Raw genomic sequence first — 16,150 nt, 5'->3', positions numbered from 1 at the left:
CATCGTTTACGGCGTGGACTACCAGGGTATCTAATCCTGTTCGCTACCCACGCTTTCGTGCATCAGCGTCAGTTACGTCCCAGTACAATGCCTACGCTATCGGTGTTCCTTATGGTATCTATGCATTTCACCGCTACACCATAAATTCCATGTACCCAGAACGCACTCAAGCCAAACAGTATCAACGGCAATTTTAGGGTTGAGCCCCAAACTTTCACCGCTGACTTATATGGCCGCCTACGCACCCTTTAAACCCAATAAATCCGGACAACGCTCGCACCCTCCGTATTACCGCGGCTGCTGGCACGGAGTTAGCCGGTGCTTATTCATCAGGTACCGGCAATCTGCCACGCATGGCCTTTTTCTTCCCTGATAAAAGCAGTTTACAACCCGTAAGGCCGTCTTCCTGCACGCGGCATGGCTGGGTCAGGCTTCCGCCCATTGCCCAATATTCCCTACTGCTGCCTCCCGTAGGAGTCTGGCCCGTATCTCAGTGCCAGTGTGGGGGACCTTCCTCTCAGAACCCCTAAGGATCACAGCCTTGGTAGGCCGTTACCCTACCAACCAGCTAATCCTACGCATGCCCATCTGTTACCGATAAATCTTTAATTGGACAACGATGCCATCGTCCAATACCATGGGGTATTAATCCGGGTTTCCCCGGGCTATCCCCCTGTAACAGGCAGGTTGCATACGCGTTACGCACCCGTGCGCCACTCTCAAGATCCCCGAAAGAATCTCTACCGTACGACTTGCATGTATTAGGCCTGCCGCTAGCGTTCATCCTGAGCCAGGATCAAACTCTCCGTTGTATAGTTTGTTTTGCCCCATGTACCATCCTTATCAGAGGACACAGGGCCAGTCTCTATCAACCCAAAAGCTCTACCCGGCCTATCTGTATTCTTTATTATTCTCTGTCACAACATTTCAATGAACTTAACGCATTACTTTCTCAAATGCATCCGCGGTCTTTCTATTGAAAACCAAACTTTTTTATCCTAAAACCGATCCATTTGATCGAACAGGATTGCAAAGGTATAAATTTTAATTTAAACAGCAATAAAAAAATGAGAATTTATTTTTTTAATATCTTTTCGATCTGCCGATTCCCTCATTTGGGATTGCAAAGGTGGGGAACATTTTTCTTATCTCAAAATACACTTTGATTTAAAATCAGAGAAATTTGGTAAACAACTGACAGACATCAATAAAAAAGTCCGGATTGGGCACCCGGACTTCTTTCTCAAATTGAAAAACCTTTATAAAGGTTTCAAAGTAATATTTCTCCAATAGACTTTAATCCCTCCTCCATCATGGATCTGAAGCAATATTCCACCTTCACCTTCACCTATTTTTGGGTCAGAAAAATCCACCATTTCAACTCCATTTAAATAAGATATTACCCTATCGCCTTCAACAATGATTTTCATCTTATTCCAATCGCCAAATTTAAGTGCTTTATCTTTCTCCTCCTCAGGCTGAATCAGCCAACCTCTCCCATAAGATTCATAAATACCTCCTGTATGGTGTCCAGGAGGAGCAACCTCTACCTGCCAGCCTGACACCTTAACCCCATCTACTGTTGACCTGATGAAAACACCGCTGTTACCATCTGCCTCTTGTTTGAACTCTAGGTTCAATTCGAAATTTTTATAATTCTTTTTTGTTCCTAGGTACCCATAATCCTTATCCGGACCGCTTTCAGAAATAAGGAGACCGTCTTCTACATACCATTTTTCGGTACCATAGATTACCCATCCTTTCAAATCTTTGCCGTTAAATAATTTAATTTCTTTTGGGGGAATAAAGGCAAACCCAAGGGCCAGACAAATTCCAAATGCTATCAATGTGTTTATTTTTTTCATAAGGGTCTTATTTTAATATTTTTAAACCAAGCTTCACTACCGTGGTCCTGCAACGCAATCAGTCCTCTTCTGGTAGTAGCGTAATCGGGAAAATCATCCCATTTCCCGCTGTTTCTTCGTTCTTTCCAATCTTCAGAATAAGGTTCAAACTCTAAAGTCTTTTTACCATTGAGCCAGTAGCTTGCTTTATCTTTTGTAAAAACAATCCTGGAAGTATTCCATTCTCCAGCAGGCTTGACCACACCTTCTATATCGCCGGCATACATTCCATAATCAGAGGCCAAGGATTGCCAATCTTCAAGTGGTTGGGGAAAGCCAAGCTGATCAATGACTTGATATTCAGGACCGGTTTCGTATGGTGCTTTGTATTTTGGATCTTCTACTACATGATAAAATACCCCACTATTGCCTTCAGGAGCAATCTTCCAAGTAAACTCCATTTCAAATTCCTCAAAATCCATTGGGGCAAAAACAATATCACCTCCAATATCACCACCAGTTCCTAATGCTTTTAAGGCACCATCTTCAACTGTCCAGCCCTCAGGAAATTCTTCTCCATTGAATGCTCTCCAGCCCGCAGGATCTTCACCGTCAAATAGTAGCATCCAGCCAATAGCTTTTTCATTTTCCGTTAGGGAATTATCAGGTATAACAATCTCCTCTTCCTCTTCCATTTCCTCGCGGGCTTTATCCGGGTTACAACTCAGCAACAAAAGACCAGAAAATAATATTCCTAAATAAAGACGTGATTTTATCATACCAATTTCATATTTACAGGATCCCATTGAATAAATTTATTTTGGAAATAACTATCATTACATAAAAGAGCAGGAGCTGCAGCTCTAAAGCCAAATACCGGATCTTCAGCCACAGTACCTCCATTTCGGATTGCCTGAAACCAGTTACCAAAATGATCATAGTGAGCTCCTTTCCAGTTTCTCTGAGCAGTATACACCAGCTCTTTGGGAGGCAAAATACTTGCCCTGGTTTCGGTCTCTCCTCTCAATCTGGCCTGCTCCTGAAGAAAGGGATCATCTGAGGTCATAGACTGATTCATCTTTACCACTACTTCCTCCCATTTTACATCCATCGATCCTTTGGTACCTACTATTCGCAGATAAGTGGTCCCACTAGTCCCATCCACAAAGTTACATCTTAAAGACAGGTTAAACCCTGGGTGCTGTTCGGTGTCGGGATAAGTGAAAGTACCAAGCAATACATCAGGAACCTCCCTACCATCTTTCCAATACCTCAGGCCGCCCATAGCGGATATTTTCTCAGGGCCGTATGAATCAGTAATAAAGTGAAGACTGGAAAAAAGATGTACAAACAAATCTCCTGACATCCCTGTACCATAATCGAGGTAATTTCTCCATCTAAAAAATCTTAAGGGATCCCAATCCCTGCTTTTTGTATTGGAAACATACCGCTTCCAATCTACAGTCTGTTCGTTGCCTTCTTTTGGTATCGCATATTGCCAAGCACCTTCCGGTGACATCCTGGCCCAAAAACCTTCAGCATATACAATATCTCCGATAGCACCTTCTGCTAAAAGTTCTTTTGCTTTTTCATTTCCAAGCGAGGAAACACCTTGGCTTCCGACGATCATTACCTTGCCTGATTTTTTCCAAGCATCAATCACATCCATGCCTTCTTTGACAGAATGTACCATGGGTTTTTCACAATACACATGCTTCCCTGCATTCAATGCATCAATACTGATCTGCTTGTGCCAATGATCGGATGTGGCTATAATTACAGCATCTACATCTGACCTCTTCAGTATTTCTTTATGGTCCTGGGTAACAAATAAATGATCCCCCCAACGTTGCTTCGCAGAATCAAGTCTTCCTTTGAATAGGTCACAAACGGCAACCAACTCGACATTTTGATGACGCAATGCGGAATTTGTATCTTCAATGCCCATAATCCCTGCACCTATAAGTGCGAGTTTGATAGTGGAATCCGGCGTTTCACTTCCAAGTAATTCGGGTCTTTCCAGAAAGTTCTTGGCTTGCACTTCATTGGAAAATGCCAATGGACCAAATGCTGCTGCGGCTCCTGTGACGCCTAGCTTTTTCAAAAAGTCCCTTCTAAGTTTCTTCATGGCTTTACTTTAGGTTAATTGAGTTAGAGCTCAAAAGTTAATTAATTTTTTCACAAAAGTACTCTCCAATCTTTAATATTTTTACAAACGGAACATTCTTCCTTTCATTGTACAGTTTTTAAATAATTACCTGCTTTGATCAAGCGGCTTCCGTACCATGAAAACATCTCCCCATCCACGATTATAACTTTGGTTCCCGGAAAACACTCCAAAAATTCCTTTCTATGCTTTTCTTTAAAAGGAAAAGGCTCAGAACTTAACAATAGATAATCAATTGATAAAGACTTGAGAAAATCCAGATCAACTTCCGGATACCTGGTTTGATTTATTAAATTTAAAAACCCACACCTTCTTATGATGTCATCAACAAAGGTATTTTTACCTACTGCCATTAAAGGGTCTTTCCAAATTAAATATACCGCGCTTCCCTTTTTCAATGGCTGGAAATTAAAACTTCGATTTACCTCTCGAATCAATTGGTCGGCCCTATCTGAAGTTCCGGTAATCTCCCCTATTCCCCTCATCATCTCCAAGGCATCCTCCAAGGTATAGATATCACTCATCCAAACGGGATATTTCTTTTCTAAAAGCTCTATTCCCTCTTGGTAGTTTTCCTCTTTATTGCCGATAATCAGATCGGGTTGAAGCGCCTCAATTTTATCCAAATGAAAATTTTTAGTACCTCCCATGATGGTTTTTTGCTTTTTAAGCCCCTTGGGATGAACACAAAACTTTGTCACCCCTACGAGCTCTTTTTCTAAACCCAAGTCTACCAACAACTCCGTCTGTGAAGGCACCAGCGAAATAATGCGCTGTGGCCGCTTGGGAATTTCGATCCTCCGGTTCATTTGGTCGATAAAGAAAGGCATGGAAAGAATGTTCTGGTGAATAGTGATCAGTCTTACTTAGTCAAACTAGCAGATCAGGTCTAACCTGCCAGGTTTATAAGCCAAAACAGATTTATTTTTTATCATTTCATATAGAAACCTGGCAAGTTTTTTTTGTCATATCCTTACCTAACAAAGCAGGATTAGTGGTCAGTAATTGGATGAATCTTTTAATGATGCCCTGAAACAATTTGACTCTTCATTTTTAACTCTTGCTTCTCATCTCTCGCTTCTCGTATCCGGCCTCTTGCCTCTCTCTTCTATACCACGTATCTAAAATCATAAGAAGGGTCAAAGTCAAGTAAAAACCGATACATCAACTCAATCACTTGTTCAATATCATCTTTACTGGCGGTTTCCACCGTGGTATGCATGTATTTCAAGGGCAATGAGATCAGAGCTGATGGAACTCCCTCGTTGGAATAGGCAAATGCATCTGTATCCGTCCCTGTACTCCTGGAAGCTGCGGCCCTTTGAAAAGGAATTTCGTTCTTTTTGGCGCTTGCTATGATCAGGTCAAGCAATTTTTTGTGTACTGCTGCCCCATAGGTCAAAACAGGTCCCTTTCCGGCAACCTGATCACCGCTGACATTCTTGTTGTACATAGGTGCCGTGGTATCGTGGCAAACATCTGTGATGATGGCAACATTGGGTTTTATTCTCGCTGCAATCATTTCTGCTCCCCGTAGACCAATTTCTTCTTGCACCGCATTGACTATATACAGCCCAAAGGGAAGTTTACTTCCTGATTCTTTTATTTTTTTGGCCACTTGGGCAATCATATAGCCCCCGATCCTGTTATCCAAAGCTCTGCCAGAATAGAACTTCCCGTTCAGCTCCTGTAGCTCGTCTTTGAAAGTGATGACACATCCGACATGAATACCCATTTCATCTACTTCCTCCTTTGTCCTTGCCCCCACATCTATAAAAATATTGTCCAGAGTCGGCGCCTCTTCTTTTCCATCTTTTCTGACATGAATGGCCGGCCATCCAAAAACGCCTGGAATCATTCCCTTATCGGTGTGGATATTAACACGCATGGAAGGTGCAATCATATGGTCTGAGCCTCCGTTTCTGCGAACATAGATGTATCCCTCAGGAGTAATATAATTGACAAACCATGAAATTTCATCGGCATGCGCCTCAATGACTACCTTGAAATTCTCATCCGGATTGATCACCCCTACAGCAGTCCCGTATTGATCTGTGAAATGAGTATCTACATATGGTTTGATATAATCCAGCCAGATCTGCTGGCCAGACGCCTCAAAACCAGTTGGGGAGGCGTTGTTGAGGTAGGTGTGGAGAAAGACTTTAGAAACCTTTGAGTTATTGTTTTTCATTTTCCTTTTTTTGTCCATAGACCATAGCCCATAGCTTTAGCCCAATTAATCTTCAATAGGTAATGTTAATTCAATCTTTTAGTTTGGCTTTGAGTGCCTGTAGCATTTTAACTAATTCCTCTGTAAAATTATATAAATAGGTAAATTCATTATCTCCTATGTAGCCTCTACGTTTTGCAATAAATAATGCACAAGCCACCTCCACCACCGAGCGTATTGAATACCCTAAGAATCTTGTAAACTCAGGATTACTTTGACTAGTACTACCTTCAGCAATATTCAGGACAATGGAATCAGCTGCCCGACGAGTTTGTGAGATAAGATTAAATCTTTCCTCAATTGGAAATCCTTTCGAAATTTTAAATATCTCATCATTCAATTCCATTGCTTTTTGCCAAACTTTCAGGTTTTCAAATTTATAGGCCATAAATGTATAGTAAATTTCAAAAGAAGCTGGTTGAGAAAAGCTGTAGACCCTTGACTATGAGCTAAAGACTATAGACCATAGACTAAAGAGGTATATTCCCATGCTTTTTCCTAGGTAATTTATCCACTTTGTTTTCAAGCATTTTATAGGCTTTAATTAATTTCTCTCTGGTTTCGGATGGCATGATGACCTCATCAATAAACCCTCTATGGGCCGCTCGATAAGGATTGGCAAACTTGGCAGTGTATTCATCTATTTTTTCCTGGAGTTTTTCATCACGGTCGTCCGCTTCGGCAATTTCCCTTTTAAAAATAATCTCTGCAGCTCCTTTGGCGCCCATCACAGCAATTTCGGCTGTAGGCCAAGCAAAATTCAAGTCTGCCCCAATATGTTTGGAATTCATGACATCATAGGCACCACCATAAGCTTTGCGGGTGATGACTGTCACTCTTGGAACTGTGGCTTCTGAAAATGCATAAAGTAATTTTGCTCCATTGACAATAATTCCGTTCCACTCTTGATCTGTGCCAGGCAAAAAACCTGGAACATCCACCAACACCAAAAGCGGAACATTGAATGAATCACAAAAACGGACAAACCTTGCAGCTTTGATAGAAGCATCATTGTCCAGCACGCCTGCCAAGGATTGGGGCTGATTACCGACAATTCCAATACTTCTTCCTGCTAACCTGGCAAACCCAACTACAATATTGTCTGCATAATTTTTATGTACTTCGAAGAAAGAACTTTCATCCACAATCCCATCAATTACTTCGCGCATGTCGTAAGGGTGATTAGGATTTTCAGGAATTATTTTATCCATAACCTCACGGGTTTCGTCTTCCTTTAATTCATATTCATACCTGGGAGCATCATCTTCACAATTTTGGGGTATGTAGCTCAAAAGTTGCTTGATATGATTGATGCAATCCAATTCATTGGCACATGAAAAATGAGTCACTCCACTTTTGGTGCTGTGCGTGCTGGCACCTCCCAATTCCTCCGCAGTTACGGTTTCCTGGGTAACAGTCTTAACTACGTTTGGTCCGGTGACAAACATATATGAGGTATTTTCGACCATCATGATGAAATCTGTGATTGCCGGAGAGTATACTGCTCCACCAGCACATGGCCCCATGATAGCTGAAATCTGAGGTACTACTCCTGATGCAAGGGTATTTCTATAAAAAATATCTGCATACCCCCCTAAAGAGACTACACCTTCCTGGATTCTCGCCCCTCCGGAATCATTCAATCCAATTACAGGGGCTCCGTTTTTCATGGCCATATCCATGATCTTGCAGATTTTTTCTGCATGGGTCTCAGACAATGATCCTCCAAAAACCGTAAAGTCCTGAGAATATACATATACCAACCTTCCGCTGATTTCACCATAGCCTGTCACTACTCCATCACCAAGGTAATGCTCTTTATCCAAGCCAAAATCTTTGGCCCTGTGCATAACAAATTTGTCTATCTCCTGAAAAGTACCTTCATCAAGTAAAAAATGGATTCTTTCCCTTGCTGTAAGTTTGCCTTTATTATGCTGTGCTTCTATTCTTTTGGCCCCACCTCCTTGTAAAGCTTCTTCATTTTTCTTCTTGAGCAGATTGATTTTATCTTCATTGCTGGGCAAAGTGTACACTCCCTTTATACTACTGTCCATGTATCTAAAGTTATTTGGTTGTCTCAAATATAGTCAGGCACTTCATAGGGAGAAAATTTTTGTACAAATACGTCAGTTTATTCGTACGATCGGAATATAAAAACAGTCACCTCCATGGTTTTACCATAAACTTTCTATATTCGCACAACCAAAATTTAGGGCTAAAAATGAACCCCAATAAGGCAGCAATAATTGACATGGGTACCAATACTTTTCATTTGCTATTGGTCAATTTGTATGAGGATAGATTTGAAACTATTTTCAAAGAAAAAATCCCTGTAAAAATAGGTCAGGGAGGTATTACTCATAACACTATACATCCCGAAGCCCAAAAAAGAGCTTTTCACACCATTAGGCATTTCAGAAACATGATCGATGGTGAGGGGATAATAAATGTTTTTGCCTTTGCCACAAGCGCTGTAAGAAATGCCACCAATGGTCCTGCCTTTGTTGAGGAAATCAAAGATAAGTTTGATATAAAAGTCAATGTCATTGACGGTGATGAGGAAGCTTTGATGATTTATGAAGGTATCAGGTTCAGTGGCTCATTGAATGGACAGACCTCACTGATGATGGACATTGGCGGTGGCTCAGTAGAATTTATAATAGGTACTGCACAAGAAGCGTTTTGGAGAAAAAGTTTTGAAATAGGCGGACAGAGGATGTTAGATCTTTTCCATTATCATGATCCCATACTTACTGAGGAGACAGAAAATCTGACTTTTTACTTGGAAGAAAAATTAGCTGACCTTAGATATGCAATTGAACAATTTAAGCCAACAGCTTTGGTAGGTGCATCAGGAACATTTGATACCCTGACTGATATTTATTTTCAATCCTTACATCAGGAAAAAAATAAAAAACAGCAGGTTTTTGAATTGCCCGTAGCGTCTTTTGAAATTATTGCAGAAAAACTCCTCACATTGAATAAAGCTGAGAGACTCAAAATACCAGGTATGATCCCGATGAGGGTAGACATGATTGTAGTAGCCTCCTGCCTGATCAAATATATCCTTCAGCTTGTACCCGTGACTGCCCTCACCTGTAGCAATTATGCTTTGAAAGAAGGAGCAATAGCCCGATTGATCGGAAAGCATTCCTTTGCAGCAGCTGAAAGCTAAAATACAAACTCCAATAAGAATTCTATCTGCATGACACTTGAATACCACAGGCTTTATACTTTTACCAAAAACATATTATTGAAAATCGGTTGCCCGGAGCAGGACGCATCCAAAGCTGCCGATGTACTTTTATCAGCAGACTTGAGAGGTGTAGACTCTCATGGTGTGGCCCGACTATCCGGTTATGTCAGGCTATGGGAAAAGAAAAGAATCAATGCTGTCCCAGACATAAAAATAGTACATGAAACGCCCAGTACTGCTGTGGTGGACGGAGATGCAGGGCTAGGACTTGTAGTAGCTCCATTTGCCATGAATGTGGCCATACAAAAGGCAAAAACAGCAGGTACTGGTTGGGTGTCGGTGAAAAACTCCAACCACTATGGCATAGCCGGATACCATGCCATGATGGCTTTGGAAGAGGATATGATAGGCCTTTCTTTTACAAATGCCAGTCCTTTGGTAGCCCCCACTTTTTCCAAAGAAAGACTTTTGGGCACCAACCCAATTGCCGTGGCTATTCCTGCAGGACAGGAAGCTCCTTTTGTCGCAGACATGGCAACTACTACAGCAGCCAATGGGAAGTTGGAGATTCTTCAGAGAAAAAATTCCGATGCTCCAACTGGATGGGTACAAGATCAAGAAGGACGTCCCACAAAAGATGCCAACGGGGTAAAAAAAGGCGGTGCTTTACTTCCTTTGGGGGGTGATCGCGAACATGGTTCACATAAAGGATATGCTCTGGGTGCCATTGTAGATATTTTTTCAGCAGTATTATCAGGAGCAAACTACGGGCCTTGGGTACCTCCATTTGTAGCTTTCCTTGAGCCTGACCCCAACCCCGTAGGTGAAGGTTTAGGTCATTTTTTTGGAGCGATGAGAATTGATGCTTTCAGACCCGCTTCAGAATTCAAGGGCCACATGGACAATTGGATCCAAAGATTCCGCAATGCAAATCCCACTGATGGTAATTCCAAGGTCATAATCCCCGGGGATCCTGAAAGAGAACTCGAACAGGAACGTATAAAATCTGGAATACCCCTTCTCCAGCCTGTATATGATGACTTATGTGGTTTGGGTGATAAATTCGGTGTAGAACTCTAACCATCCATCAAATCTGATTTGATTGATTTTGACCTTTTTGTAAATTGGATGGGGATTGTTTTATTCACCTATTAAACCCAGTAACCAATGAAAAATCTTTCAATTAACCGCCGCCAGTTTATTAAGGGAAGTGGAGCCACACTTGCACTTGCCAGCATGGGACTGATGGGGATGAATTTTGTACAAACAGAAAAAACCCTCCAAGTAGCTTTAATAGGCAGTGGTTGGTATGGAAAAAGTGACCTTTTTAGACTGATACAGATCGCAGACTGCGAAGTGGTCGCGCTCTGCGATGTGGACAAGAATATGCTCAATGAGGCCGGTAAACTAGTCTCCCAAAGGCAAAAATCAGGAAAAGTCCCGGAGCTCTACACAGATTACAGAGAATTATTGAAAAATCATCAATTAGACATCACTGTAATAGGCTCTCCGGATCATTGGCATGCACTCCAGGCCATAGCCGCCATCAAAGCAGGATCACATGTCTACCTTCAAAAACCAATATCAGTAGATGTAATTGAAGGAGAAGCTGTAGTAGCCGCCGCAAGAAAATATAACAAAATGGTTCAGGTAGGGGTACAGAGAAGAAGTACACCTCATCTTATAGAGGCTAGAAAAGAAATCCTGGACAAAAACAAATTGGGTAAAATCTCCCATGTGGAAATCTGTTGCTATTACCACATGAGGGCAAACGGAAACCCTCCGGAACAAGCAGTTCCGGACTTTCTGGATTATGAGATGTGGACAGGCCCCGCTCCGCTTCGTCCCTATGACGGCCTTCCTCATACCAGGTGGTGGAGAACCTTTATGGAGTACGGCAATGGAATCACAGGTGACATGTGCGTACACATGCTGGACACAGTGAGATGGCTATTGGATCTCGGATGGCCTAAAAAAATCACCTCCACGGGCGGCATCTTTGTCCAGAAAGAAGGTAAAAGTAACATTTCAGATACTCAAACAGCCATTTTTGAATATGACAATCTAAATGTAGTCTGGCAACATAGAACCTGGGGTAAGCCTGTAGACCCGGAATATCCTTGGGCATTTAAAATATTTGGAGATAAAGGTACTTTAGCGGGAAGCACGATGAAAGCGGAATTTTTTCCTATTGAGGGAGATCCTGTACTTTTTGACGTCCTTTACGAAAAGGAAAAATACCCTGAAGATCTGAGCGAAGACCGTATTGAGTTAAACGCTGCCCCAGCGACCAGAAGACAAATGCAAAACCTGATCAAATCCATAGAAACAGGTGAATTGCCTGTGGCCGACATTAAGGAAGGGCATATTTCAACAGCCTCATGTATTTTGGCAAATATTTCCATGGAACTTGGAAGATCCTTGGTTTATGATCCTGAAAAAATGACTGTAGTAGGCGATGAAGAGGCAACTACCAAGCTTAGAAGGCCTTATAGATCCCCATGGATACATCCTGAGCCCGATAAAGTATAATTAAAATCCCCAACTGGGGATTTTTTTTTGACCTGGTGTAGCAGAATATGTAGTAGGATCGTCATTGGAAAGAAAACTAAACCAATTATTGATTTATGAATTACAAATTATTCAGCAATTACATTATGAAGAAAACCCTCTTGTCGGCTTTGTTGCTCAGCAGTATGTTCCTAATGAATTCTTGTCTTCAGGACAGGGATCCAGGACCCCAACCTGATGCCGCATTCGTTACTATTTACCATGGAGTGGCAGATGGGCCTGCCATGGATATTTTTACGGAAATGGGAAGAATCAATAATTCTCCATTGACATACAGCAACTCCTTTCCTTATAACCAGTTTTACGTTGGAGAAAGGGTCTTGAGATTCACCCCGTCCAATGCCGCCAATACGCTTTTGGAAACGACTCACACCCTAGAGAAAGACAAAGTTTACTCCATTTTTCTGGTCAATAGACTTACTGAAATAGAAGCTGTAAAAATTGAGGATAAATGGGAAGAACCGACATCAGAACTCGCTCAAATAAGGATTGCCCACCTTTCACCTGATGCGGGAAACATCAGAATAGAAATAGGTGATGAAGAAGAATTTTTTGGGGAAAAAATTGAATACCAAGATTTCTCAGCTTTCAAAGCCATTGAAAAGGGTAAAACTTCCATTAAAGTTTACACTGAAGATGGCAGCGAAGAACTGATATCTGTCGAAGAAATTGATATCCGTAGCAATCGCGTGTACACATTAATAGTAAGAGGCCTAAAAGACCCCCAAAACAGCAACAACCCTTTGAGCATACAATTGATGACCAATTACATAAGATTCTAAAAGAAAGTTCTCAAGTTTTTTGTGGTAACCCGGGGAGAAATCTCCGGGATTTTTTATCCAAAAAGATCCGAACTCAGATACCTATCACCCCTATCACAAGTAATACAGACTATTGTACCGGCTTCAAGTTCTCCTGCGAGTTTCAAAGCAGCTACTAATGCTCCACCACTGCTCATCCCTGCCAAAATCCCTTCTTCTTTGGCCAATCTTCTGGTCATATCTGTAGCCTCTCGCTCGCTCACGTCTATAGTTCTATCTACTCTCTTTGGGTCAAAAATCTTTGGTAAAAATTCAGGAGACCACCTTCTTATACCAGGGATACTGGATCCATCCGTAGGTTGCGTTCCTACTATCTGCACCTGTGGATTTTTTTCTTTTAAAAATTTTGAAACACCCATAATAGTCCCGGTAGTACCCATAGCAGAGACAAAATGGGTCACCTCTCCATTGGTATCCTTCCATATTTCCGGCCCTGTAGTAAAATAGTGGGCCATATAATTATCAGGATTGGCAAATTGATTTAGGATGACATAACCGTCCTCTTCTGCCATTTTTTCAGCCAATTCCCTAGAATATTCAATGGTCCTTTCGGCAGGGGTCAATATTACTTTTGCTCCATAAGCTTCCATAGACAAGACCCTTTCTTTGGTGCTGTTATCGGGCATTACCAAAGTCATCTTCAGCCCTAAAATATTGGCAACCATAGCCAACGCAATTCCAGTGTTTCCACTAGTTGCTTCGATCAATTTATCCCCTTTTTTAATTGTACCTCTTTCTAAAGCACTTTTGATCATATTGTAGGCAGCACGATCCTTTACACTACCACCGGGATTTTGCCCTTCCAACTTACAATAAATCCTTACATTGGGATTTTGGGGAATATTTTCTAACAATACCAAAGGGGTATTGCCTATCAAGTCTACTAATTTCATCCTTGACTTCTTATGATATAAGTGTCGGTTTGCTCTGAATCAGGGTTGTACATCTTTGCCTGATAGTAAATCTTGCTGTTGGGAGCTATACTCTTGGTTACCCATACATTGCCTCCAATTACTGAATTGGCACCAATTACAGTATTCCCCCCCAAAATAGTAGCTCCAGCATAGATCACCACATGGTCTTCGATGGTAGGGTGCCTTTTTTTATCAGCATCTTCTTTGTCTACACTCAAGGCTCCAAGAGTAACACCTTGATAGATTTTGACACCATTTCCGATAACAGTAGTCTCTCCTATAACAATGCCAGTACCATGATCGATACAAAAATGCTCCCCGATACTGGCACCTGGATGAATATCTATCCCTGTACGGCTGTGAGCATATTCGGTAATCATCCTTGGTATCAGATACACACCTGAATTGTACAATAGGTTAGCAACACGGTAAGCAGCTATTGCAAAGAAACCTGGATAACACCGGACAATTTCTGTTAAGGACTTGGCTGCAGGGTCTCCGTCAAACATGGCCTGCACATCCTTTTTGATCAGTTCATAAACATCCTCAAGGTGATAAAAAAAGTCCTCTGCTAAGGCATTGCCATCTTTACCATGTAAATGCTTGTTTTTGATCAGTATTCTACTCAGCTGGAATTTCAATTCTTCAATCTTGGCTTCCACCTGAGCTTCTTCCTTAAGCAGTTCCGGTGCATAATCCGGGAATAGCAATCCTAGAAGGTTATCGAAAAACTGTTGGATAACTCTAGGCGAAGGGCACTCTGGGCAGTCCTGATGCGACTTGCTGAGTTTTTTTACCAATGAATTCATTTTAGGTTTGTTGAAAGGTGGTGATTTAAAGGATAAAACCTACCCTGATCACATAAGGTTCAAAATAAGGTGATCTTCTATTGTCATGAAGCAAATTATACAAAAATGAGAAGTTAAATCCCCCTCTTTCTCCAGATGGCACGAAATACCCCCCTCCTAAAAAGAAGGCTGGTACCCAGATCCTTTCAAACACATTCCTGTTCTGATCGAACCAATCATAATTGACATTTTCGAATTCAGCATGGGCAAAGAAGTTGGGAAATACATTGTATCTTCCAAACACTCTCCCTCCATAAAGACTGTTGCTACCACCAAAAAACCTCCTGTCATTAAAGTATTGATAAGTAGCTCCCACACCACCAGAGAGCCTATTGGTGACCATGGCCCCTACAAGTGGGGATACATCTACAAAGGTGATGGTACCAAATGAAGCCCCAAAGTTTCCCCCGTAGTACAACCTGTCTTTTAATGGAGGTTTATTACCTTCATCAATAACCCTTTGCGCTGAAGCAGAAATAGTAAAGGCAAGAACAAAAAATGCTGATATTACAATTGATCTACTCTTCCACAACCACATATAAATCTTCAGTTTTTCTTTTCATCAAATATCTTTCACGGGCAAACTTCTCCAACAGTTCGTAATTACTCATTAATTCCTCCCTGTCTGCTTTGATTTTTTCTTTTCTTTCGAGATAAAATGCCTTTTGTTTTTCCAGTTCCTTCACTTTAGACCTAAGCTTGAACTGGGTAAAAATATCGTTGGAATCTATAAACACCATCCATATGACAAAAAACAAGGTGAAAAGAAAATAAAAGTTTTTAGTATACTTCAGATAGCGTCGCATTTTTTGGAATATTGACCTTGACAAATATAGAGATTGACTTTAAAAAATACCATTCTAAGTATTTTAAAAGATCTGGGCCCAAATATCACGCCATCTTGAACTCCTAGGCAAATTTAAAAAAGCCGAAACCCAGCGGAGATGATCAATTGGTTTTGCCGTTGGTCAGTTTCGAAGCCTGCCACACTTCTGGATATTTTGCTGAGGGAGTTTTCATACTTGAAGTCCAAAATCAAGTTACCTACATCCAATCCTAAGCCTGCCTGATATCCTATGGTCGAATTATTGTAATCCACATCCAAGGCAGTCTGAAAAGCATCCTCAATGGAATAATCAAGCAATACTGATGCTATAGGGCCGGCCTGCACCCTAAAAACATTGGCAAGCTTGAAGCCTACCATCAATGGAATATCAAACCTATTGAAATTGGCATTGATTGTCCTTTCAGTCCCACTGGTTTGCTGAATAATAGTCCCTCCTACATTGGTAAACAAAAATTCGGGCTGTACAAAAATCGATGCCCCTCCCATTCTTACAAACATCCCAAGATGATAGCCTGTCACATTTTCTCCGGGAGAAAATTCCTCCCCATTAACTGAAATGTTGGCTTGAGACAAACCTACCTTTGGACCTACGGAAAATTCCTGAGCAAATAATGGGGTGCTAAAAGCCAGCAAAAACAGAAGAAAAGGCAATCGTTTCATGGACTTAAATTTGGTTAATTGAATCTACGAAAAATTCATTTAATGAAACGAA

The 16,150-nt window shown here is 41.4% G+C and carries 16 protein-coding genes and 1 rRNA gene; 4 read left to right on the top strand and 13 right to left on the bottom strand.

Translation table 11 applies throughout. The annotated features are described in order from the left end of the window. From EGN73_RS21870 to EGN73_RS21835, 8 genes are all read right to left on the bottom strand, one after another. Window positions 1-812 (bottom strand): 16S ribosomal RNA (locus EGN73_RS21870); the annotation flags it as partial. A gap of 447 nt (window positions 813-1,259) precedes the next feature. Continuing rightward, the gene (locus EGN73_RS21865; protein ID WP_219294229.1) at window positions 1,260-1,865 is read right to left on the bottom strand and encodes a 3-keto-disaccharide hydrolase; all 606 of its coding nucleotides are present in this window, start codon (window positions 1,863-1,865) and stop codon (window positions 1,260-1,262) included. Further along, window positions 1,862-2,623 carry a 3-keto-disaccharide hydrolase gene (locus EGN73_RS21860; protein ID WP_219294228.1) on the bottom strand — a complete coding sequence of 254 codons (762 nt, stop codon included), beginning with the start codon at window positions 2,621-2,623 and terminating at the stop codon, window positions 1,862-1,864. The genes EGN73_RS21865 and EGN73_RS21860 overlap by 4 nt, the downstream gene beginning before the upstream one ends. Beyond that, window positions 2,620-3,972, bottom strand: a complete 1,353-nt coding sequence (locus EGN73_RS21855; RefSeq protein WP_219294227.1) for a Gfo/Idh/MocA family oxidoreductase — start codon at window positions 3,970-3,972, stop codon at window positions 2,620-2,622. Before EGN73_RS21855 ends, EGN73_RS21860 begins: the two co-directional genes overlap by 4 nt. 104 nt (window positions 3,973-4,076) lie before the next feature. After that, window positions 4,077-4,841: an ABC transporter substrate-binding protein gene (locus EGN73_RS21850; protein ID WP_219294226.1), complete on the bottom strand. Its 765-nt coding sequence runs from the start codon at window positions 4,839-4,841 to the stop codon at window positions 4,077-4,079. A gap of 278 nt (window positions 4,842-5,119) precedes the next feature. Continuing rightward, the gene (locus tag EGN73_RS21845; RefSeq protein WP_219294223.1) at window positions 5,120-6,202 is read right to left on the bottom strand and encodes a M42 family metallopeptidase; all 1,083 of its coding nucleotides are present in this window, start codon (window positions 6,200-6,202) and stop codon (window positions 5,120-5,122) included. A 70-nt stretch (window positions 6,203-6,272) separates the two neighbouring features. After that, window positions 6,273-6,629, bottom strand: a complete 357-nt coding sequence (locus EGN73_RS21840) for a four helix bundle protein (protein ID WP_219294221.1) — start codon at window positions 6,627-6,629, stop codon at window positions 6,273-6,275. An 82-nt stretch (window positions 6,630-6,711) separates the two neighbouring features. Further along, window positions 6,712-8,295: an acyl-CoA carboxylase subunit beta gene (locus tag EGN73_RS21835; protein WP_219294219.1), complete on the bottom strand. Its 1,584-nt coding sequence runs from the start codon at window positions 8,293-8,295 to the stop codon at window positions 6,712-6,714. A gap of 167 nt (window positions 8,296-8,462) precedes the next feature. On the opposite strand from EGN73_RS21835, the gene EGN73_RS21830 reads away from it, so the two are divergent. The 4 genes from EGN73_RS21830 to EGN73_RS21815 all read left to right on the top strand — a co-directional run bounded on the left by EGN73_RS21830 (window position 8,463) and on the right by EGN73_RS21815 (window position 12,790). After that, window positions 8,463-9,416: a Ppx/GppA phosphatase family protein gene (locus EGN73_RS21830; RefSeq protein ID WP_219294217.1), complete on the top strand. Its 954-nt coding sequence runs from the start codon at window positions 8,463-8,465 to the stop codon at window positions 9,414-9,416. Window positions 9,417-9,446: 30 nt separating this feature from the next. Then, complete coding sequence (locus EGN73_RS21825; protein WP_219294216.1) at window positions 9,447-10,517, top strand: Ldh family oxidoreductase; 1,071 nt, start codon at window positions 9,447-9,449, stop codon at window positions 10,515-10,517. 87 nt (window positions 10,518-10,604) lie between these two features. Next, complete coding sequence (locus tag EGN73_RS21820; RefSeq protein WP_219294215.1) at window positions 10,605-11,969, top strand: Gfo/Idh/MocA family oxidoreductase; 1,365 nt, start codon at window positions 10,605-10,607, stop codon at window positions 11,967-11,969. A 95-nt stretch (window positions 11,970-12,064) separates the two neighbouring features. After that, window positions 12,065-12,790, top strand: a complete 726-nt coding sequence (locus EGN73_RS21815) for a DUF4397 domain-containing protein (protein WP_219294214.1) — start codon at window positions 12,065-12,067, stop codon at window positions 12,788-12,790. A gap of 53 nt (window positions 12,791-12,843) precedes the next feature. Here EGN73_RS21815 and cysM read toward each other — a convergent pair whose 3' ends face one another. The 5 genes from cysM to EGN73_RS21790 all read right to left on the bottom strand — a co-directional run bounded on the left by cysM (window position 12,844) and on the right by EGN73_RS21790 (window position 16,098). Continuing rightward, window positions 12,844-13,722 (bottom strand): cysteine synthase CysM, encoded by an 879-nt coding sequence (cysM, locus tag EGN73_RS21810; protein ID WP_219294213.1) that lies wholly within the window; start codon window positions 13,720-13,722, stop codon window positions 12,844-12,846. Further along, window positions 13,719-14,552 carry a serine O-acetyltransferase EpsC gene (gene epsC, locus EGN73_RS21805; RefSeq protein ID WP_219294212.1) on the bottom strand — a complete coding sequence of 278 codons (834 nt, stop codon included), beginning with the start codon at window positions 14,550-14,552 and terminating at the stop codon, window positions 13,719-13,721. The genes cysM and epsC overlap by 4 nt, the downstream gene beginning before the upstream one ends. A 25-nt stretch (window positions 14,553-14,577) precedes the next feature. Continuing rightward, complete coding sequence (locus tag EGN73_RS21800; protein ID WP_219294211.1) at window positions 14,578-15,129, bottom strand: hypothetical protein; 552 nt, start codon at window positions 15,127-15,129, stop codon at window positions 14,578-14,580. Beyond that, window positions 15,110-15,397, bottom strand: a complete 288-nt coding sequence (locus EGN73_RS21795; protein ID WP_219294210.1) for an FtsB family cell division protein — start codon at window positions 15,395-15,397, stop codon at window positions 15,110-15,112. The genes EGN73_RS21800 and EGN73_RS21795 overlap by 20 nt, the downstream gene beginning before the upstream one ends. A gap of 113 nt (window positions 15,398-15,510) precedes the next feature. Beyond that, a complete protein-coding gene (locus tag EGN73_RS21790) occupies window positions 15,511-16,098 on the bottom strand; it encodes a porin family protein (RefSeq protein WP_219294209.1) in 588 nt (195 codons plus the stop codon). Window positions 16,099-16,150 lie beyond the last annotated feature (52 nt).

The organism is Arthrospiribacter ruber, assembly GCF_019343195.1.
Taxonomy (GTDB): Bacteria; Bacteroidota; Bacteroidia; order Cytophagales; family Cyclobacteriaceae; genus Arthrospiribacter; species Arthrospiribacter ruber.
This window is presented reverse-complemented; position numbering and strand designations above follow the sequence as displayed.

Excerpts from the sequence above, each read along its gene's own strand:
- EGN73_RS21820 (WP_219294215.1), top strand. The coding sequence starts at position 10,605 with ATGAAAAATCTTTCAATTAACCGCCGCCAGTTTATTAAGGGAAGTGGA.
- cysM (WP_219294213.1), bottom strand. The coding sequence starts at position 13,722 with ATGAAATTAGTAGACTTGATAGGCAATACCCCTTTGGTATTGTTAGAA.
- EGN73_RS21850 (WP_219294226.1), bottom strand. The coding sequence starts at position 4,841 with ATGCCTTTCTTTATCGACCAAATGAACCGGAGGATCGAAATTCCCAAG.
- EGN73_RS21855 (WP_219294227.1), bottom strand. The coding sequence starts at position 3,972 with ATGAAGAAACTTAGAAGGGACTTTTTGAAAAAGCTAGGCGTCACAGGA.
- EGN73_RS21800 (WP_219294211.1), bottom strand. The coding sequence starts at position 15,129 with ATGTGGTTGTGGAAGAGTAGATCAATTGTAATATCAGCATTTTTTGTT.
- EGN73_RS21790 (WP_219294209.1), bottom strand. The coding sequence starts at position 16,098 with ATGAAACGATTGCCTTTTCTTCTGTTTTTGCTGGCTTTTAGCACCCCA.
- EGN73_RS21865 (WP_219294229.1), bottom strand. The coding sequence starts at position 1,865 with ATGAAAAAAATAAACACATTGATAGCATTTGGAATTTGTCTGGCCCTT.
- EGN73_RS21815 (WP_219294214.1), top strand. The coding sequence starts at position 12,065 with ATGAATTACAAATTATTCAGCAATTACATTATGAAGAAAACCCTCTTG.
- EGN73_RS21795 (WP_219294210.1), bottom strand. The coding sequence starts at position 15,397 with ATGCGACGCTATCTGAAGTATACTAAAAACTTTTATTTTCTTTTCACC.
- EGN73_RS21860 (WP_219294228.1), bottom strand. The coding sequence starts at position 2,623 with ATGATAAAATCACGTCTTTATTTAGGAATATTATTTTCTGGTCTTTTG.
- EGN73_RS21835 (WP_219294219.1), bottom strand. The coding sequence starts at position 8,295 with ATGGACAGTAGTATAAAGGGAGTGTACACTTTGCCCAGCAATGAAGAT.
- EGN73_RS21830 (WP_219294217.1), top strand. The coding sequence starts at position 8,463 with ATGAACCCCAATAAGGCAGCAATAATTGACATGGGTACCAATACTTTT.
- EGN73_RS21825 (WP_219294216.1), top strand. The coding sequence starts at position 9,447 with ATGACACTTGAATACCACAGGCTTTATACTTTTACCAAAAACATATTA.
- EGN73_RS21840 (WP_219294221.1), bottom strand. The coding sequence starts at position 6,629 with ATGGCCTATAAATTTGAAAACCTGAAAGTTTGGCAAAAAGCAATGGAA.
- epsC (WP_219294212.1), bottom strand. The coding sequence starts at position 14,552 with ATGAATTCATTGGTAAAAAAACTCAGCAAGTCGCATCAGGACTGCCCA.
- EGN73_RS21845 (WP_219294223.1), bottom strand. The coding sequence starts at position 6,202 with ATGAAAAACAATAACTCAAAGGTTTCTAAAGTCTTTCTCCACACCTAC.